The sequence below is a fragment of the Streptomyces antioxidans genome (assembly GCF_000968685.2).
In the GTDB taxonomy this organism is placed as follows: domain Bacteria; phylum Actinomycetota; class Actinomycetes; order Streptomycetales; family Streptomycetaceae; genus Streptomyces; species Streptomyces antioxidans.
Genome location: NZ_LAKD02000006.1, coordinates 158,729 through 175,297 on the forward strand (window position 1 = coordinate 158,729; position 16,569 = coordinate 175,297).

Consider the following 16,569-nt stretch of genomic DNA (forward strand, 5'->3'; position numbering starts at 1 on the left):
CTCGCTCCGTGGTCTCAGGAAGGGACGGTAAGTACCCGTAGCAGATTCTCCACGGCCGCACGGGTGGCGCGCTCCACGCTCTCCCCGGTGTACCCCCCGATATGGGGTGTGGTGATCACTCGCGGGTGGTGGAGCAGCTCGTGGGGCGCGGGCGGCTCCTGGTCGTACACGTCGGTGGCGTACCCGACGAGCCTGCCGTCCTCGAGGGCGTCGAGGACCGCGCCGTCGTCCACCAGGCTCGAGCGGGCGGTGTTGACCAGGTGGGCGCCGGGCCGCATGGCCGCGATGGCGGCCTCGTCGATGAGTGGCCGCTCCGCGGGCGGGCAGTGCAGGGTCACCGCGTCCGCACCGGAGAGCAGATCGTCCATCGTGGTGTACGAGAAGTCCCCGGCGGGGGTGAACTCCGGGTCCGGGAACGCGTCGAAGGCACGTACGGACATGCCGAGCCCGAGGCCGAGCCGCACCACCCGGCGGCCGATCTGGCCGCATCCCACGACCCCGAGGGTGCGCCCCGCCACCTCGCGGCCCTGGATCCGCTGCCACCGGTCGGCCTTGAGCGCCGTGTCCTGGGGCGGGATGTGGCGCAGCCCGGCGAGCATGAGGGCGATGGCAAGCTCGGCGACGCCCTGGGCGTTGGCCCCGGCGGCGGTCTCGACGGCCACGCCCTGCTCGGCGGCGGCGGTCAGGTCGACGGAGTCGACTCCGACTCCGTTGCGGCTGATGACCCTGAGGCCGGGGGCCGCGGCCAGCACCTCGCGGGTGATCGGCTCGACCCCGGCGAGATAGCCCACACACCCGGGCAGGAACCGCAGCTGCTCCTGGCGGGTGGGCTGGCGGCCGGGGGTGGGGTACAGCAGGTCGTAGCCCGCCGCCTCCAGGGCGGCCAGCGCGGGGTGGCCGCCCTGGGACAGCGAGCGTGGCGTCACGGCGATCCGGTCGGTCACTGCGCCCACTTCGGGTTGTCCACGACCGCCGGGGCGCCGTCGCGCTCGACCACGATCTTGCGGAAGCCCTTGGACTCGATGGTGCCGTAGTCGTGTCCGGCGTGGCCGGGGAAGGCGAAGAAGGTGATCAGCGGCTCGTCGGGAGAGGTGTTGACGGAGCGGTGGGCGTACCGGCCGGGGACGTAGACGCCCTGGCCGGGGGTGAATTCCTGCCACTGCACATCGCCCTCGGGGTTCTCCATCATCATCAGGCCCCGGCCGCGCAGGCAGTAGTAGATCTCCGCGGTGTCGAGCACGGAGTGGAAGTGGCCCTTGGTCATGAAGTACTCGTCACCGACCTTGCCGGGGTAGGTGACGCTGGTGCCGTAGGCCACCTCCCCGGAGCTCTGGGGGACGCCCATGTCGAAGAACTCGTAGACCAGGACGTCCTCTTCGGCCAGTCGCCGCGCGGCCTCCTGGTCGGCGTACATCCCGGCCATGGCGGACATGCGGCGCTGGAGCGGCTTCTTGGTCCGGGAGAGCCCGGTGACGAGGCTGAAGTCGGTGACGACGGCGGGGCGGGGGGCGGTGGTGCTCATGCGGGCTCCTTGGTGACGTCGCGGGCGATGCGGGACAGCCGCTCGAAGACGGGGCCGTGGGTGGGGATGTCGATGTGGAAGACCTCGGCGATGACCCGGGTCCAGCCGTGGATGAAGTAGAGCCAGCCGTCCGCCACGGTCAGCGCGGAGGCGTCCCGCTGGGCCCGTGCCTGGTCCAGGAAGACCAGGTCGCCGCGGTAGTTGAAGTCCCAGGCGATGGCGCCGGCGGGGAACCGCGCGGCGTCGGTGAGCGGGGAGCCCGGCCGGTCCTTGCCGAGTCCGGTGGCGTTGACCACGACGGAGCCGGGGGAGAGCGTCCGCAGCTGTGCGTCGTTGTCGCTGGGCTCGGGGGCGAGCCGGTAGTCGACGGGGATGGTGAAGCCGAGGCGTTCGTGGACGGTGCGCATCTCGCGCAGCCGGGCCTCGCGGCGGTTGGTCACCACGATGCGGGAGGGGACGTCGCCACCGGCCGCTCCGCGGTTGTGGAGGTACAGGGTGACGGCGAGGGAGGAGCCGCCCGCGCCGAGCAGCAGCAGCTCGCCCCCGGTGCGGGACCAGTAGCCGTCGGGCACGATGGCCTCCAGGGCCAGGCCGCTGGTGACGGGGTCCATGGCGTGGCCCCACAGCTCGGCACCGCGCTTGGAGACGCTGCTGACCTCGTCCAGCAGCTCGGTTTCCCGGCCGACGCCGTCGAAGAGGCCGTGGGCGGCCTTGTAGAGGTTGAGCTTGTGGGTGGTGACCAGTGCGCCGAGCGAATGCGGGTCGTGCTTGATGAAGTCGACCACCTCCCGGTAGTGCTCGGGGGTGTCGTCCAGGGGGAGGTCGATGCCCTCGATGACGGCGTCGAGGTTCAGCTCGCGCGCCCACGCCGGGAAGACCTTCATGATGGAGGACTTGGTGGTGGTGACGCCGATGAAGTACATCGTCGGGCGGGCGGCGGCGCGATACGTCCGCGGCATGTCAGTTCTCCTTCGAGGAGCCGTGCGGGGTTAAGGGCCGGGTGGGCGGGTCAGTGCTCCTCCCAGTCCCGGGCGCAGCCCACCGCCTTCTGCCAGCCCGCGTAGAGCCGGTCGGCCCGTGCGCGGTCCATCGCGCAGTCGAAGCGGCGCTCGAGCCGGAAGGTGCCGGACAGCTCGTCCCGGTCCTTCCAGAACCCGGTGGCGAGCCCGGCCAGGAAGGCCGCGCCGCGGGCCGAGGACTCGATGACGGTGGGGCGCAGCACGGGGACGTCGAGGATGTCGGCCTGGAACTGCATCAGGAAGTTGTTGGCGGTGGCCCCGCCGTCGACCTTGATCTCCCGGGTGGACAGGCCCGAATCGCCCTCCATGCAGGTGATGACGTCGCGGATCTGGTAGGCGATGGACTCCAGCGTGGCGCGGATGACGTGCTTGCGGCTGGCGCCGCGGGTCAGGCCGAGGATGGCGCCCCGCGCGTACTGGTCCCAGTACGGGGCGGCGAGCCCCACGAACGCCGGGACCACGTAGACGCCGTTGGTGTCGGGGACGTTGAGGGCGGCGTACTCGGTGTCCTCGGCGTCGTAGACGATCTGGAGCTCGTCGCGCAGCCACTGGATGGAGGCGGCGGCCACGAAGATCAGCCCTTCCAGGGCGTACTCGACCCCGCCGTCCACGCCCCAGGCGATGGTGGTGAGCATGCCGCTGCCGCTGAAGACGGGGGTGTCGCCGGTGTTGAGTACCAGCGAGGCCCCGGTGCCGTACGTGGCCTTCACCGAGCCCGGGTCGAAGCACGCCTGGCCGAACAGCGCGCCCTGCTGGTCGCCGACGGCCGAGGCGACCGGGATCCTGGCGCCGAGCAGCACCGACTCCTCGGTGTGGCCGTAGACCTCACTGGTGGGGCGCACCTCGGGGAGGATCGCGCGGGGGATGTCGAGCTCGTCGAGCAGCCGCTGGTCCCAGTCCAGCCGGGTGATGTCGAAGAGCATGGTGCGCGAGGCGTTGGTGTAGTCGGTGACGTGTGCGGCACCGCCGGTGAGGTTCCAGATCAGCCAGGAGTCGACGGTGCCGAAGGCGAGCTCGCCACGCTCGGCGCGCTGCCGGGCACCGGGCACGTTGTCGAGGATCCACTTCACCTTGGTGGCGGAGAAGTAGGCGTCGATGATCAGCCCGGTGGTCCGCTTGACGTGCTCCTCCAGGCCGCGGGCCTTGAGCTCCTCGCACAGCGCCGCGGTGCGGCGGTCCTGCCACACGATGGCGTGGTGCACGGGCTCTCCGGTGGCGCGGTCCCAGACCACCACCGTCTCGCGCTGGTTGGTGACGCCGATGGCGGCGATGTCCTCGGAGCCGCACTCGGCCTGGGCCAGCACCTGCTTGGCGACGGTGACCTGGGTGTTCCAGATGTCCAGCGGGTTGTGCTCGACCCAGCCGGGCTGGGGATAGATCTGCGGGAACTCCTGGCTGGCGACCGCGGCGATGTCGCCCGCCCTGTCGAAGAGGATGGCCCGGATGCTGGTGGTGCCGGCGTCGAAGGCCATGACATAGCGGTGGGTCATCGATGTCACCTGCCTTCTGCCGGAGCGGGGTCCGATGTGGTGGCGTGGGGGTCGCCGTGACACGCGACCATGGCCTTCATCCCGGCCCCGGAGGACGCGTAGTCGAAGGCATCGTGGATCTTCTCCAGGGGGAACACCTCGCTGACCAGTGGTGACAGATCGGCGCGGCGCTCGCCGACCAGCCGCAGACAACGGCCGTAGTCGCCGTTGGTGGAGCCGGTCGTCCCGGTCAGGGTGAGGCCCTTGTAGTGCACCGCGTTGGTGTCGAGCGGGATGGTGCGGGCGGCGCCGAGACCCGCGAAGTAGTTGAGCCTGCCGTGCGGCGCGAGCAGTTCGGCCGCCTGCGCCTGCACCTGGGGGTCGGACACCGCCGTGATGACCACGTCCGCGCCCCGGCCGCCGGTGTGCTCGCGCACCACCTCGGCCAGGTCCTGTTCGCGGACCCCGACGCACACATCGGCGCCGAGCCGGGCGGCGAGGTCCAGCCGGGGACGGCCGCGGTTGGAGACGATCACCTTGCGGGCCCCGGCCAGCTTGCCGAGCAGCACGTGGAACGCGCCGATGGGGCCCGCTCCGGTGATCACCACGACGTCCTCGGGGCCCACCCGGAGCCCGCGCTGCCCGCTGTAGCAGCAGGAGAACGGCTCCACCAGGGCCGCCTCGGCGTAGGAGACGCCGTCGGGGATCGCGAAGACATTGCCGCGCTGGACGGCGAAGCCGGGCACCCGCAGCAGCTCCTGGAAGCCGCCGTCGATGCTGATGCCGAACGCCTCGTAGTCCGGGCACATGTTGTTGTAGCCGTGGCGGCACATGTCGCAGCGGCCACAGCCCACGTTCGGGGTGACGGTGACCCGCGTGCCCGGGTGGAACCCGGTCACCCGCGGCCCTGCCGCCACCACGTCCCCCGCCACCTCGTGGCCCAGCACCCGCGGCTGCCCATCGCGGAGCTTGAAGTGGCCGTGCTTGAAGATGCGCAGGTCGGTGCCGCAGATGGAGGCCGCCCGGACCCGCACCAGCAGATCGTCGCCGACGACGGTGGGCTCGGCCACGTCCTCGACCGCCAGCTCCCCCGGCCGGTGCAACACGGCGGCCCTCATGACGCGCCTCCGGCGACACCGGGCCGGATGAGCTCGGTCTGGGCCTGGTCGGCCACCGCGAAGACGACCTTGTTGTACCAGGTGCGGCGCTCCAGCATGTCGGCGAACATCGCCGGTGCCTCCTCCAGGGTCGGGGTGTGGCTGATGAGGGGTGCCACCTTCAGATCGCGCCCCAGGTGGTGGACCACCATGTCCCATTCGCTGCGCCCGGCCGGGGTGATCCTGGAGTTCCAGGTGCCGTAGACCCGCAGCTCACGGCGGAGGACCGAGGAGACCAGGGCGCGCGGCAGGGTCAGGTCACCTGAGATGTCGCCCAGGAGCATGACCTGGCCGAGCGGGGCCGCCGCGGTGAGGGCCTGGACGAGGGTGGCGGGCAGACCGCTCGCCTCCACCGCGCAGTCCACGCCCCGGCCGCCGGTCAGCTCCCGGACCGCCTCCACCGTGTCCCCGGCGGACGCGTCGATCACCGGGAAGCCGAGGTCCGCCATGACGGCGCGCTTGCGCTCGTCCACATCGGCCACGTACACCTCGCTGACGCCCAGGATGCGCAGCCACTGGGCGGCCAGCGCCCCGATGGGTCCGGCCCCGATCACCAGCGCGGTGGCGTGGGATGGCAGCTGGAACTTCAGCACGGCGTGCAGGGCCACCGCGGCGGGCTCCACCATGGCGGCGTGCACCAGGGGCAGATCCCGCGCCACCGGCACCAGATTGGCCTCGGGCACCTGGAGGAACTCGGCCATGGCGCCGTCCCGCCGCGAGCCGTAGTAGTCATAACCGGAGCCGAGGGCGTACTCGCCGATCTGGGTCATCGGATCCGCCGGGTCGGGCAGGAGGGGGAAGACCGCGGCGCGGTCCCCGGGGCGGAAGCGGCTTCCCTCCGGGGCCTCCTCGACCACGGCGGAGAACTCATGGCCCAGGACGAGCGGATAGTGGTACGCCTTCCCGCGGCCGAACCTGAGCACATCAGAGCCGCATACGCCCACACCGCCGACGCGGACGAGGACGGAGCGGTCGCCCACGGGCGCGGGGGCGGGGACGTCGGTGAGGGTGAGGACGCCCTCGGATTGCAGTACTGCTGCCTTCATCGCTTGGTCCGCCTCAGACTTCCATGCCGTAGCGGTGTGCCTTGTGCGTCGGGTAGAGCGCGATCTGGGGGATGGTGACGTCGGGCGTGCGGGTGGCCACGTAGAGGGACACCTCGGCGACGTTGTCGACGTCGATGCAGCTGGCGTGGATGCCCTCGGCGAGCTCCTTGTCGTCCAGCCAGCCGTCGAGGTAGGCGGGGATGTCGCCGTCGTACAGACCCTTGTCGATGATCTCGGTCATCGGGGTCTTGACGTGGGACGGGTTGATCACCGTCACCCCGATGTTCTTCTCCTTGCCCTCAAGGAGGATGTTCTTGCTGAATCCCATCATCCCGTGCTTGGAGGCGCGGTAGGGGCTGTGGCCGGGACCGGATGCCAGTCGGGCCGAGGACGATCCCATGTTGATGACGCGCCCGCCGGTGGGCTGCCGCTCCATGATGCGGAACGCCTCGCGGCAGCACAGGAAGACCGCGGTCAGATTGGGGCCGATGGTCTTGTTCCACTCCTCCAGCGTCACCTCGGTCACCGGTGGTGAGAGCGAGTCGCGGCCCGCGCTGTTGACGAGGAGGTCGACCCGGCCCCACTCCTCCATGGCGGTCCGGAAGAAGCCCTGGACCTGCTCCTCCTCGGTGACATCGGCCTCGGCGCCCACGCAGTCGCCGCCCTGGGACTGGATGGAGCCGACGACCTGCTGGAGCCGCTTGCCGTCGATGTCGACCAGGAGGACCTTGGCCCGGTTGGCCGCGAAGATCCGGCCGACGGCCTCGCCGATGCCGGAGGCGCCACCGGTGATGATGGCGACCTTGCCCTCCAGCGCGGTGCCGGGGGCGGGTTCGTAGGTGGTGGTCATGCTGTCCCTTTTTGGTGTGGTGGGTGGGTGTTCGTGGGTGGTTCTCAGGTGGCGGCCGCGGCGGCGGTCTCGACCGCGGCGCGGGCATTGCGCCCGATGGCCTCGTAGTCCCCCTCGGCCAGCAGCGCCGTACTGGCGATCCAGGTGCCACCGCAGGCGGCCACGTGCGGCCGGCTCAGATAGTCGGGGAGGTTGTCCGGGGTGATCCCGCCGGTGGGCAGGAACGCCATCCCGTCGTACGGAGCCGCCATGGCGTCCAGCAGCCGCAGTCCGCCCGACGCCTCGGCCGGGAAGTACTTCACCAGTGGCAGCCTCCTGGCCAGGGCCGCCTCCACCCCGGTGGGGCTGTTGACGCCGGGGACGACGGGGATCTTCCGCTCCAGGCAGTGGTCCACGACGTCCGGGTTGAAGCCGGGCGCCACCACGAACTGGGCTCCCGCGTCGACGGCGCGGTCCACGGTCGTACGGTCCAGGACCGTCCCCGCGCCGACCAGCAGCCCGGGGTGGCGGGCCCGCAGGGCGGCGATCCCGTCCCGGGCGGCCGGGGTGCGGAAGGTGATCTCGGCGACCGGCAGTCCCGCCCCGAGCAGGGTCTCGCCGAGCGGGTCGGCGTGGCGCACCCGGGGCAGGGTGACGACCGGGACGACCCGGACGCGGCGCAGTTCGCCGAGGAGTTCGGTGGGGTTCATCGGTCCTCCTTCGCGGTGGGGCCGCCCGGGGTGAGGACATGGGCGTCGCCCACCCGCGGCACGGTCCAGGACGGTGGCGCGTCGCGGCGGCGCAGCGCGTCGCGGGCGTCCTCCGGGTCGACGGTGTTGAAGTCGAACAGGCCGAAGTGGTGGCAGATCAGGTGCGGGATCCCGGCCGCCTCGCACAGCTCGGCCGCCTCCTCGACGGTGAAGTTGCCGGGAACGCCGTTCTCGGTGCGGTGGCGGTCGCGCCCGTTCACCGGCAGCAGCGCCACATCGGCGCGGAGTGCGCGCAAGCGCTCTGGCTGCCCGTCGTGGGGGACGCAGTCGCCGGAGTGGTAGACGCGGACACCGCCGACCGTGAGCACATAGCCGAGGAAGCGGTGGTCGCCGTTCCCGTCCTGTTCGAGGTGTTCATGCGCGGCGGGGACCGGTTCGACGGTGACACCGCCGTCCAGTTCCACCCGCTCGCCCGCGGTGGTCCCGATCAGCCGGGCGGCGGGTACGCCACGCTCCAGGGCCCGCGCCCGCTCGGCGCGCGGGACGACGAAGCGCGGGTCGTTGTGCGGCAGCAGCGCCCGGATGGTGCCCGGGTCCATGTGGTCGGTGTGTCCATGGGTGCACAGCACCGCGTCCACCCCGCGGATGGCCTCCGGCGCCACCGGGGCGGGGTGCATCCGGCGGTGCGGGAAGAGCGCCCCGCGGTACTTCTCGGCGAGGGTGTCCGAGAGGTACGGGTCGATCAGGATCAGCCCGCCGCGGTGGCGCAGGGCGAATCCGGCCTGGCCGAGCCACCACAGCGTCACCTCGTCCGGTCCGGCCCCGGGCGGGGCGGCGAAGGTGCCGGTGAGAGGGGTGCCGGACACGGGGCGCACGGCGGACCGTGTGATGTTCATGCGTGCTCCCGATGGCTGGGGGTGGGGTCGCTGGGTGCGGTCATAGGGTGCCCGCCGGGGATCTGCCGTCGAGCTCCGCGGGGTCCAGCGCTCCGGTCATCAGGGCGACGGCGTCGGGCATCGAGATGTCGGAGGTGCGGACCTGGGCGACCCGCCGGCCCAGCCGCTGGACGTGGATGCGGTCGGCGACGTCGAAGACATGGGGCATGTCGTGGCTGATCAGGATGACCGGCACACCACGGCCGCGGATCTCCCGGATGAGGTCGAGCACCCGCTGTGATTCCCGCACCCCGAGCGCCGCCGTCGGCTCGTCCATGATGATCACCCGGCTGCCGAAGCAGGCGGCGCGCGCCACGGCGACGCCCTGGCGCTGTCCGCCGGAGAGCGTCTCCACCGGCTGGGAGAAGTTCTGGATGGTCAGCAGCCCGAGGGAGGTGAGCAGGTCCCGGGTCTCCTCCCGCATCCCCTTCTTGTCCAGCAGCCGGAAGACCCGGCCGAGCGGTCCTGACCTGCGGCGCTCACGGCCGAGGAAGAGGTTGGCGGGAATGTCCCTGGAGGGCGCGACGGCCAGGTTCTGGTAGACGGTCTCCAGTCCGTGGTCCCGCGCGTCGAGTGGGTTGCGGAACCGCACCGGCTCCCCGAAGAGACGGATCTCCCCGGCGTCGGGGACCTCCGCCCCGGAGAGGCACTTGATGAGGGTCGACTTGCCCGCGCCGTTGTCCCCGATGACGGCGAGGACCTCACCGGCGCGCAGCTCCACATCGGCCCCACCGAGTGCGGTGACGTGTCCGTAGCGCTTGACCAGGCCGCGCGCCTGGAGGGCGAGTACGCCGGCGGAGGTGTTCCCGGGATCGTTCCGGGGGTCACTCTGAGGATCGTCCCGGGGGTCGCTCTGGGGATTCATGCCGCCACCTTCCGGATCCACTGGTCGGCGGCGACGGCCACGATCACCAGGACGCCCACGGTGAAGACCTGCCATAGGGCGTCCACACCGGACAGGGCGAGTCCGCTGCTGAACACGCCCACGATGAGGGAGCCCAGCAGGGTGCCGAGGACATGGCCACGGCCGCCGAAGAGGCTGGTGCCGCCGATGACGACGGCGGTGATGGACTGGAGGTTGAGGTTCTCACCGGCCTGCGGGCTGACCGAGCCGATCCGCCCGATGAGGAACCAGGCGGCGAGACCGCAGATCAGCCCCGCCACCGCATACACGCTGAGCAGCACCCGACCGGTGCGGATCCCGCTGAGGCGGGCGCCCTCGCGGTTGTCGCCCACGGCGTGCAGATGGGCGCCCCACGCGGTGCCACGCAGCAGATAGGCCACCGCGGCGAAGCAGCCGATCATCATCAGCGAGCTGTAGGTGACATCGGTGCCCAGGACATTGATGGAGCGGCCGGGCCAGCTCAGCAGGGACGGCACATCCTGGGCCCGGATGGTCTCACTGCGCGAGTAGAAGAGGGTGAGGGCGGAGAAGACGCTGAGGGTGCCGAGCGTGGCGATGAACGGCGGAATGCGGAACCGGGTGACCAGCACCCCGTTGAGCCCGCCGCAGACTCCGCCGATGAGAACACCGAGCAGCAGGGCCAGCGGCACCGGCAGCCCGTGGTCCACGGCCAGCTTGCCCATCACCACGGAGCCGAGCACGGTGATGGCGCCGACCGACAGATCGATGCCCGCGGTCAGCACGATCAGCGTCTGGGCGATGCCGACCATGCCGATGATCTGCACCTGCTGGACGATCAGCGAGATATTGAGCGGATCGCTGAACCGGGACCCCACCCACACGCTGAAGAACAGCGAGGCGAGGAGCAGCACGATGAGCGGGCCGAGCAGCGGCTTGGTGTGCAGGGCCGCCTGTCCGCGGGCGAGTGCTCCGCGCGCCTGCGGCCGGGTGGGGGGAGGGTCTACGGCGGGTGGCGGGACGGTGTCGTGCACCACGGTCAACTCCTGGAAGCGGTAAGGGATGTGTGGGTGTGGGGGTCGGCCTCCGCGGTGGCGCGCGGGGCTAGCCCCAGCAGTGGCGCAGGCCCCAGTCCGACTTCTGCGAATCCAGACCGGATACGGGGGTGTCCGTGATGAGGGAGACTCCGGTGTTGGTGAAGCCCGGTCCGGAGGAGCCGGAGCCCTTGCCGCCGTCCTTGGCGTGCTCGGCCACGGCGGCCAGGCCCTCGGCCGCCATCTTCACGGGGAACTGCATCGAGGTCGCGCCGATGACGCCGCCGGCCACGTTCTTGACGCCGGGACAGCCGCCGTCGACGGAGACGATGGTGATGTCCTTCTGCTTGCCGGCCGCCTTGACGGCCTGGTAGGCACCGGCGGCGGTGGGCTCGTTGATGGTGTAGACGAGGTTGATGGAGCCGTTCTTCTGGAGCAGCTTCTCCATGGCGTCGCGCCCGCCCTCCTCGTTGGCGCCGGTCACCTCGTGGCCGACGATCCGGGAGTCGCGCTCGTCGCCGATCCGGTTGGGGTTCCGCACATCGACGCCGAAGCCCTCGAGAAAGCCCTGGTCCCGCAGCACATCGACCTTGACCTGCTCGGAGCTGAGGTCCAGCAGGGCGACCCTCGGCCGCTTGCCGTCCATCCGCGCCCTGGCCCACTTGCCGATCATGCGGCCCGCAAGCCGGTTGTCGGTGGCGTAGGTGGCGTCCACCGCGGACGCGGGTTCCGTCGGCGAGTCCAGGGCGACGACCATGACCCCGGCCTTCCGGGCCCGTTCGATGGCGGGGATGATCGCGCCGGAGTCGGCCGGGGTGATCAGAATGCCCTCGGCACCGGCCGCCACCAGGTTCTCGATGGCCTTGACCTGTGAGTCGTTGTCGGCCTGGCCCTTGCCCGCGAAGGTCCTCAGGTCCACACCGAGCTGGCTGGCCTTCTTCTGGGCGCCCTCGCGCATCTTCACGTAGAAGGGGTTGTCGTCGGTCTTGGTGACGAGGCCGACGATGGTCTTGTCGTCACCGTGGCCGCTGATGCCGTTCCCGCATGAGGTGAGCAGCAGCAGGAGGAGAGCGGTCCCCGCGGACGAGGCCGCGAGCGCTCGGTGGCGCGGCTTGACGCGATCTGCCATGAGATTGCCTTTTCTCGACGTGCGGGGGGTGGCTGGGGAGGGAGGTGGCCGGGTTGCGCCGCCCGCCGGGTGCCGGTTCGCGGCAGCGGGGACCGTCGGTGCCGACGCGTGGATCGGTCGGCTCGGCCCTGATCGGGCGGGGATGGCCGGTGGGGCGTGCTCAGCGGCTCGATCCACAACGTCGCAGAGGTTTCGAGCACTGTCAATGCATCTCGAAGAAATTTCCACGACATACGCGCGACACGAACCGACGCTCGAAAAAGACGTCGAAATTTCTTCGAACGATCTTGACTGTGGCAGAAATCCCTACGAACCTGGGTGGCGGACCCCTCCCGACGGAGTCAGCCACACCCCCCTTCCGGGCCGCACACAGCGCTCGGAAAGGAGTACGGATATGACAGTGAACCCAGCGGGGGCGGTCGGCACCGTCCCGCCGCCGCCACCCACCGGCCCAGCGCCGCGCCGGCGAACCGGCCCGCCCGGCGTCCGCACCACCCCGCGGGGGCTGGCCCTGCGGCTGGCCACCGACCCCGCCGCCGCGGGCCGGGCCCGCCGTACCGCGGCGGGCGCGCTGCGCCGCTGGGGGGTGCCCGACACCACCGCCGACGACATCGTCCTCATGGTGGACGAGCTGGTGACCAACGCGATCGAGCACGCCGAAGGACCCGTCTGGCTGCGGCTCTGGCTGCGCCGCGGCCGCTGGGTGATCTGCCAGGTCGGGGACGGCTGCCGGGAGGCGCCCCGGCCGCGCCCCAGCGGCCCCGACGCCGAGAACGGCCGCGGGCTGCTCCTCGTCGCGGCGCTCGCCGATGCCTTCGGCACCCGCCCCACCGCCACCGGAAAGGTCATCTGGTTCCGGCGCCGGGTGCGGGACGGCCGGATCCCGGCACCCCGCACCACCTCCCCCATCGATTACTGACCAGTAGACCAGTTGTCCGCTGAGTGATATCTTCACGTGCGTGGCGCATGAAGGTGGCCTGGCTCTCGTCCGTAAGTCCGTTGAGGTCCTCGATCTGCTCGCGGAGAAGGGGGAGGCGACGGCCGCACAGCTCGCGGAGGGGCTGGGCGAGCCCCGCAGCTCGGTCTACCGGCTGCTGTCGAGCCTCCAGGGGCTGGACATGGTGGAGGGCGGCAGCCGCCGCGGCACCTTCCGCCTGGGCTTCCACCTGCTCACCCTCGGCACCGCCGTGGTGGAGCGTTTCGACGAGCGGCGGTTCGCGCAGCCGGTGATGGAGCGCCTGCACGACGAGACCGGCGAGACGGTGTACCTGTGCGTCCAACGCGGCCGTGAGGCGGTGTGCATCGAGCGGCTTGACGGCCGGCGGGTCCAGTCCCTCGCCCTGAAGCTCGGCGGCGCGCTGCCGCTGCACGCCGGGGCGGCCTCCCTCGCCCTGCTGGCCTTCCAGGACCGCTCGGCCTGGTCGGACTACCTCGAACAGGGGCCCGTGGAGCGGTTCACCCCGTCCACCCCGGTCACGGCGGACACGCTGATCCCGGTGCTTGAGGAGGCCGTTGCGACCGGAGTCTCGGTCAGCGACCAGGACGTCACGGTGGGCGTGGCCGCGCTCGGCGTGCCGATCCTGGACTACCGGGGGCAGGTGCGGGCCGCCCTGTCCATCAGCGGGGTGCGGGAGGCGATCCTCGGCACCGACCCGGCCGGTCTGCGCGCGCGGCTGGTCGGGGCCGGGCAGGAGATTTCGCGGGCGCTGGGCTGGAAGGCCGTCGCCGGCACCGTCGCCGACTTCGGCTGACCCGGCGGAACGGACCGACCGGGAGGAAAGCGGGCCGCCCGGCCCGGAAAACCCCGAACGGGCAGCCGGTGCCTAGCGGCTCGCGGCGTGCAGCACTTCGCGGGCCTCGGCCCCGGCCCCGGCGGCGTCCAGCCGGTAGTGCCCGTACAGATGGGTGGGCGGGCCGATGAGGCTGTACCTCGGCGATCGCCTATCTGGCCTCCGAGGACGCCTCGTACTCGACCGGGGCGACGCTCTCGGTCGACGGCGGCTACACCATCGACGGGGACGTGCCGGACGCGGTCTACGAACGCGACTGACCCCTCACCGAAGGCCCGATCGCAGCTGCCCACGGGGCCGCGCCGCCCGGCCGGCTGATGAGCACGGCCGCGGCGGCGCGGTCGAGGGGGCGGGGCGGCCAAGTGACCCGGGGGCGGGGTCAGTTGAGGGTGTCGGGGTCCGGACCGGTGCGCTCACCGCGGTCGAGGGCGCCGATCGCCTCGATGTCCTCGGGAGTGAGGGTGAAGTCGAAGACGTCGATGTTCTCCCGGATGCGGGCGGGGGTCACGGACTTGGGGATCACGACGTTCCCCAGCTGGAGGTGCCAGCGCAGGACCACCTGGGCGGGCGTCTTGCCGTGCCGCTCCGCTATCGCGGTGAGGGCGGGGTCCTTGAGCAGCGCCCCCTGGGCCAGCGGGCTCCACGCCTCGGTGGCGATGTTGTGCCGGGCGTGGAACGCCCGCAGCTCACCCTGCTGGAGGTAGGGGTGCAGCTCGACCTGGTTGATGACCGGGACCACACCGCTGTGGTCCAGCAGCCGCCCCAGATGGGCGGGCTGGAAGTTGGACACGCCGATGGCGCGGGTGCGGCCGTCGGCCAGCAGCTTCTCCAGGGCGCGCCAGGTGTCCAGGTAGCGGTCGCGGGCCGGGGTGGGCCAGTGGATCAGGTAGAGGTCCGCATAATCGGTGCCCAGCTTGGCCAGGCTGGTGTCGAAGGCCGCGAGGGTGGAGTCGTAACCCTGGTCGGCGTTCCACAGCTTGGTGGTGAGGAACAACTCCTCGCGGGGTACGCCGGACTCGGCCAGGGCACGGCCGACACCGGCCTCGTTGCCGTAGATGGCCGCGGTGTCGATGGAGCGGTAACCGGCCTCGATGGCGGAGAGCACCGCGCCGGTGGTCTGCTCGTCCTCCACCTGGAAGACGCCGAAGCCCAGCTGTGGGATCTCCAGGCCGGTGTGGAGGGTGACGTTGGGTACGGAGGTCATGGTGTCCTTCGTCGGGTCGGGTGTGGGTGCTGGTGGGTTCTGCGGGATCGGTGGTTCTGGGGTCTCAGCCGAGCGTCGCGACCGCCGTGGTGGCGATCTCGTGGTCCTGCTCGGGGGCGCCGCCGCCCACGCCGAGCGCGCCGATCAACCGGCCGTCACGGCGGACCGGGACGCCACCGGCGATGAACAGCAGCGGGCGGTCGAGGGCGGTGGGCAGGGTGTGGAAGGGGCCTCCGGGCTGGACCGCGTCGACCAGGCCCGCGGTGGGGGCGTCCAGTTGGAGCGCGGTGAACGCCTTACGGGTGCTCGTCTCCCCCGCGATCAGTACGGCCCGGTCGTCGCGCCGGAAGGCCAGCGGATGGCCACCGGCGTCGAGGACGCTGATGGCCGCGGCCACCCCGGCCGCCTCGGCGGCGGCGCGGGCGGCCTGGACAAGGGCCTCGGCGTCCCGGGTGGTCAGCGGGGCGACGGCGGTCTCGGGGGTGGTCATGGCGGGTGGATCTCCTTGATGGTGGTGGTGCCGTTCGGCGTTGGGTACGGGGTGGCTCAGCTCGGGGCGGCGGTGCACGCGTGGGCCGGTCGCGCGGATTCTGTGGTGACGCCGTCGTGGTCCCCACTGGCGCCGTCGTGGTCCCCACTGGCGCCGTCGCGGCCACCGCGGGCTTCGCGGCCACGGCGGGCTTCGCGGCCACCGCGGGCTTCGCGGCGCTCCAGGGCGGCCGAGAGTACGGCGAGGACCAGCGCGGATCCGGCGAGGACGGCGCCGACCCAGTTGGGCGCGGTGTAGCCGAGCCCCGCCGAGATCACCAGGCCGCCGAGCCAGGCCGAGAGCGCGTTGCCGAGGTTGAAGGCGCCGATGTTGACGGCGGACGCCAGGGTGGGCGCACCCGCCGCGTGGTCCAGCACCCGCTTCTGCAGCGGGGGCACGGTCGCGAAGCCCAGACCGCCGACGAGGGCGATGGAGACGGCGGCCGCGACCTTGTTGTGCGCGGTGAACGTGAACGCGGCCAGGACCAGCGCCAGGGCGCCCAGCGACACGTACAGCATCGGCATCAGCGCCCGGTCGGCGAACCGGCCGCCGAGCAGGTTGCCGCCGACCATGCCGAGGCCGAAGAGGACCAGCAGCCAGGTGACGGACGAGTCCGCGTAGCCCGCGACCTCGGTCATCATCGGCGCGATGTAGGTGATGGCGGCGAAGACACCGCCGAAGCCGAGCACGGTCATCGCCATGGCCAGCAGCACCTGTGCGTTGCGGAAGGCCGCCAGCTCATGGATCAGCTGCACGCCCTCGGGCTTGGGGATGTCGGGAACGAGCTTGGCGATGCCCGCCAGGCCGATCACGCCCAGCGCGGCGACGAGGAAGAAGGTGGTGCGCCACCCCAGCGACTGGCCGATCGAGGTGCCCAGCGGCACACCGACGACATTGGCGATGGTCAGTCCGGTGAACATCATCGAGATGGCCGCGGCCTTCTTCTCGGGCGCGACCAGGTCGGCCGCGACCACCGATCCGATGCCGAAGAACGCGCCGTGCGCGAAGGAGGCGACGATCCGCCCCACGGCCATCACACCGAAGACGGGGGCGAGCGCGGAGAGCAGATTGCCCACCACGAACAGCCCCATCAGCAGCATCAGCATGCGCTTGCGGGAGATCTTCGTACCGAGCGCGGTCATCAGCGGCGCGCCGACCATGACGCCGAGCGCGTAGCCGGTCACCAGGAATCCGGCGGTGGGGATGGACACATCGAAGTCCCCGGCGACCTCGGGCAGCAGCCCCATGATCACGAACTCGGTGGTTCCGATCCCAAAGGCCCCGATGGCGAGGGCCAGCAGTGCGATGGGCATGAAAGTTCACTCCAAGTGATT

The 16,569-nt window shown here is 71.4% G+C and carries 18 protein-coding genes; 3 read left to right on the top strand and 15 right to left on the bottom strand.

The annotated features are described in order from the left end of the window. Nucleotides 1-14: 14 nt before the first annotated feature. The 12 genes from VT50_RS05620 to VT50_RS05675 all read right to left on the bottom strand — a co-directional run bounded on the left by VT50_RS05620 (nucleotide 15) and on the right by VT50_RS05675 (nucleotide 11,712). On the bottom strand, nucleotides 15-953 hold the full coding sequence (locus VT50_RS05620) for a phosphoglycerate dehydrogenase (protein ID WP_206269345.1): 939 nt from the start codon (nucleotides 951-953) through the stop codon (nucleotides 15-17). Next, entirely contained in the window at nucleotides 941-1,522 is a 582-nt protein-coding gene (locus VT50_RS05625) for a glucose-6-phosphate isomerase (protein WP_046088734.1), read from the bottom strand. Before VT50_RS05625 ends, VT50_RS05620 begins: the two co-directional genes overlap by 13 nt. Then, nucleotides 1,519-2,481: a shikimate dehydrogenase gene (locus VT50_RS05630; RefSeq protein ID WP_046088735.1), complete on the bottom strand. Its 963-nt coding sequence runs from the start codon at nucleotides 2,479-2,481 to the stop codon at nucleotides 1,519-1,521. The genes VT50_RS05625 and VT50_RS05630 overlap by 4 nt, the downstream gene beginning before the upstream one ends. Before the next feature lie 50 nt (nucleotides 2,482-2,531). Then, nucleotides 2,532-4,031: a glycerol kinase GlpK gene (gene glpK, locus VT50_RS05635; protein ID WP_046088736.1), complete on the bottom strand. Its 1,500-nt coding sequence runs from the start codon at nucleotides 4,029-4,031 to the stop codon at nucleotides 2,532-2,534. A 5-nt stretch (nucleotides 4,032-4,036) separates the two neighbouring features. After that, nucleotides 4,037-5,128 carry a zinc-dependent dehydrogenase gene (locus VT50_RS05640; protein ID WP_046088737.1) on the bottom strand — a complete coding sequence of 364 codons (1,092 nt, stop codon included), beginning with the start codon at nucleotides 5,126-5,128 and terminating at the stop codon, nucleotides 4,037-4,039. Continuing rightward, nucleotides 5,125-6,213 carry a galactitol-1-phosphate 5-dehydrogenase gene (locus VT50_RS05645; RefSeq protein WP_046088738.1) on the bottom strand — a complete coding sequence of 363 codons (1,089 nt, stop codon included), beginning with the start codon at nucleotides 6,211-6,213 and terminating at the stop codon, nucleotides 5,125-5,127. The genes VT50_RS05640 and VT50_RS05645 overlap by 4 nt, the downstream gene beginning before the upstream one ends. Before the next feature lie 13 nt (nucleotides 6,214-6,226). Then, entirely contained in the window at nucleotides 6,227-7,063 is an 837-nt protein-coding gene (locus tag VT50_RS05650) for an SDR family oxidoreductase (protein ID WP_046088739.1), read from the bottom strand. Between the two features lie 44 nt (nucleotides 7,064-7,107). Beyond that, entirely contained in the window at nucleotides 7,108-7,752 is a 645-nt protein-coding gene (eda, locus tag VT50_RS05655; protein WP_046088740.1) for a bifunctional 4-hydroxy-2-oxoglutarate aldolase/2-dehydro-3-deoxy-phosphogluconate aldolase, read from the bottom strand. Then, on the bottom strand, nucleotides 7,749-8,648 hold the full coding sequence (locus VT50_RS05660; RefSeq protein WP_046088741.1) for an MBL fold metallo-hydrolase: 900 nt from the start codon (nucleotides 8,646-8,648) through the stop codon (nucleotides 7,749-7,751). Before VT50_RS05660 ends, eda begins: the two co-directional genes overlap by 4 nt. A gap of 40 nt (nucleotides 8,649-8,688) precedes the next feature. Further along, nucleotides 8,689-9,552, bottom strand: a complete 864-nt coding sequence (locus tag VT50_RS05665; RefSeq protein WP_078840883.1) for an ATP-binding cassette domain-containing protein — start codon at nucleotides 9,550-9,552, stop codon at nucleotides 8,689-8,691. Further along, the gene (locus VT50_RS05670; RefSeq protein ID WP_053048717.1) at nucleotides 9,549-10,586 is read right to left on the bottom strand and encodes an ABC transporter permease; all 1,038 of its coding nucleotides are present in this window, start codon (nucleotides 10,584-10,586) and stop codon (nucleotides 9,549-9,551) included. The genes VT50_RS05665 and VT50_RS05670 overlap by 4 nt, the downstream gene beginning before the upstream one ends. 67 nt (nucleotides 10,587-10,653) lie before the next feature. After that, complete coding sequence (locus tag VT50_RS05675) at nucleotides 10,654-11,712, bottom strand: substrate-binding domain-containing protein (protein WP_046088743.1); 1,059 nt, start codon at nucleotides 11,710-11,712, stop codon at nucleotides 10,654-10,656. A gap of 394 nt (nucleotides 11,713-12,106) precedes the next feature. On the opposite strand from VT50_RS05675, the gene VT50_RS39510 reads away from it, so the two are divergent. The 3 genes from VT50_RS39510 (at nucleotide 12,107) to VT50_RS38260 (ending at nucleotide 13,762) form a co-directional block, all read left to right on the top strand. Then, the gene (locus tag VT50_RS39510; RefSeq protein WP_053048718.1) at nucleotides 12,107-12,631 is read left to right on the top strand and encodes an ATP-binding protein; all 525 of its coding nucleotides are present in this window, start codon (nucleotides 12,107-12,109) and stop codon (nucleotides 12,629-12,631) included. A 40-nt stretch (nucleotides 12,632-12,671) separates the two neighbouring features. After that, complete coding sequence (locus VT50_RS05685; protein ID WP_046088744.1) at nucleotides 12,672-13,463, top strand: IclR family transcriptional regulator; 792 nt, start codon at nucleotides 12,672-12,674, stop codon at nucleotides 13,461-13,463. Between the two features lie 185 nt (nucleotides 13,464-13,648). Continuing rightward, a complete protein-coding gene (locus tag VT50_RS38260; protein WP_107424737.1) occupies nucleotides 13,649-13,762 on the top strand; it encodes a hypothetical protein in 114 nt (37 codons plus the stop codon). A gap of 119 nt (nucleotides 13,763-13,881) precedes the next feature. Here VT50_RS38260 and VT50_RS05690 read toward each other — a convergent pair whose 3' ends face one another. The 3 genes from VT50_RS05690 to VT50_RS05700 all read right to left on the bottom strand — a co-directional run bounded on the left by VT50_RS05690 (nucleotide 13,882) and on the right by VT50_RS05700 (nucleotide 16,548). After that, on the bottom strand, nucleotides 13,882-14,706 hold the full coding sequence (locus VT50_RS05690) for an aldo/keto reductase (RefSeq protein ID WP_046088745.1): 825 nt from the start codon (nucleotides 14,704-14,706) through the stop codon (nucleotides 13,882-13,884). A gap of 64 nt (nucleotides 14,707-14,770) precedes the next feature. Further along, nucleotides 14,771-15,196: a GlcG/HbpS family heme-binding protein gene (locus VT50_RS05695; protein WP_046088746.1), complete on the bottom strand. Its 426-nt coding sequence runs from the start codon at nucleotides 15,194-15,196 to the stop codon at nucleotides 14,771-14,773. Between the two features lie 56 nt (nucleotides 15,197-15,252). Then, nucleotides 15,253-16,548, bottom strand: a complete 1,296-nt coding sequence (locus VT50_RS05700) for an MFS transporter (protein ID WP_075200476.1) — start codon at nucleotides 16,546-16,548, stop codon at nucleotides 15,253-15,255. Nucleotides 16,549-16,569 lie beyond the last annotated feature (21 nt).

Excerpts from the sequence above, each read along its gene's own strand:
- VT50_RS39510 (WP_053048718.1), top strand. The coding sequence starts at position 12,107 with ATGACAGTGAACCCAGCGGGGGCGGTCGGCACCGTCCCGCCGCCGCCA.
- glpK (WP_046088736.1), bottom strand. The coding sequence starts at position 4,031 with ATGACCCACCGCTATGTCATGGCCTTCGACGCCGGCACCACCAGCATC.
- VT50_RS05625 (WP_046088734.1), bottom strand. The coding sequence starts at position 1,522 with ATGAGCACCACCGCCCCCCGCCCCGCCGTCGTCACCGACTTCAGCCTC.
- VT50_RS05660 (WP_046088741.1), bottom strand. The coding sequence starts at position 8,648 with ATGAACATCACACGGTCCGCCGTGCGCCCCGTGTCCGGCACCCCTCTC.
- eda (WP_046088740.1), bottom strand. The coding sequence starts at position 7,752 with ATGAACCCCACCGAACTCCTCGGCGAACTGCGCCGCGTCCGGGTCGTC.
- VT50_RS05645 (WP_046088738.1), bottom strand. The coding sequence starts at position 6,213 with ATGAAGGCAGCAGTACTGCAATCCGAGGGCGTCCTCACCCTCACCGAC.
- VT50_RS05700 (WP_075200476.1), bottom strand. The coding sequence starts at position 16,548 with ATGCCCATCGCACTGCTGGCCCTCGCCATCGGGGCCTTTGGGATCGGA.
- VT50_RS05650 (WP_046088739.1), bottom strand. The coding sequence starts at position 7,063 with ATGACCACCACCTACGAACCCGCCCCCGGCACCGCGCTGGAGGGCAAG.
- VT50_RS05665 (WP_078840883.1), bottom strand. The coding sequence starts at position 9,552 with ATGAATCCCCAGAGCGACCCCCGGGACGATCCTCAGAGTGACCCCCGG.
- VT50_RS05695 (WP_046088746.1), bottom strand. The coding sequence starts at position 15,196 with ATGACCACCCCCGAGACCGCCGTCGCCCCGCTGACCACCCGGGACGCC.
- VT50_RS05675 (WP_046088743.1), bottom strand. The coding sequence starts at position 11,712 with ATGGCAGATCGCGTCAAGCCGCGCCACCGAGCGCTCGCGGCCTCGTCC.
- VT50_RS05640 (WP_046088737.1), bottom strand. The coding sequence starts at position 5,128 with ATGAGGGCCGCCGTGTTGCACCGGCCGGGGGAGCTGGCGGTCGAGGAC.
- VT50_RS05630 (WP_046088735.1), bottom strand. The coding sequence starts at position 2,481 with ATGCCGCGGACGTATCGCGCCGCCGCCCGCCCGACGATGTACTTCATC.
- VT50_RS05690 (WP_046088745.1), bottom strand. The coding sequence starts at position 14,706 with ATGACCTCCGTACCCAACGTCACCCTCCACACCGGCCTGGAGATCCCA.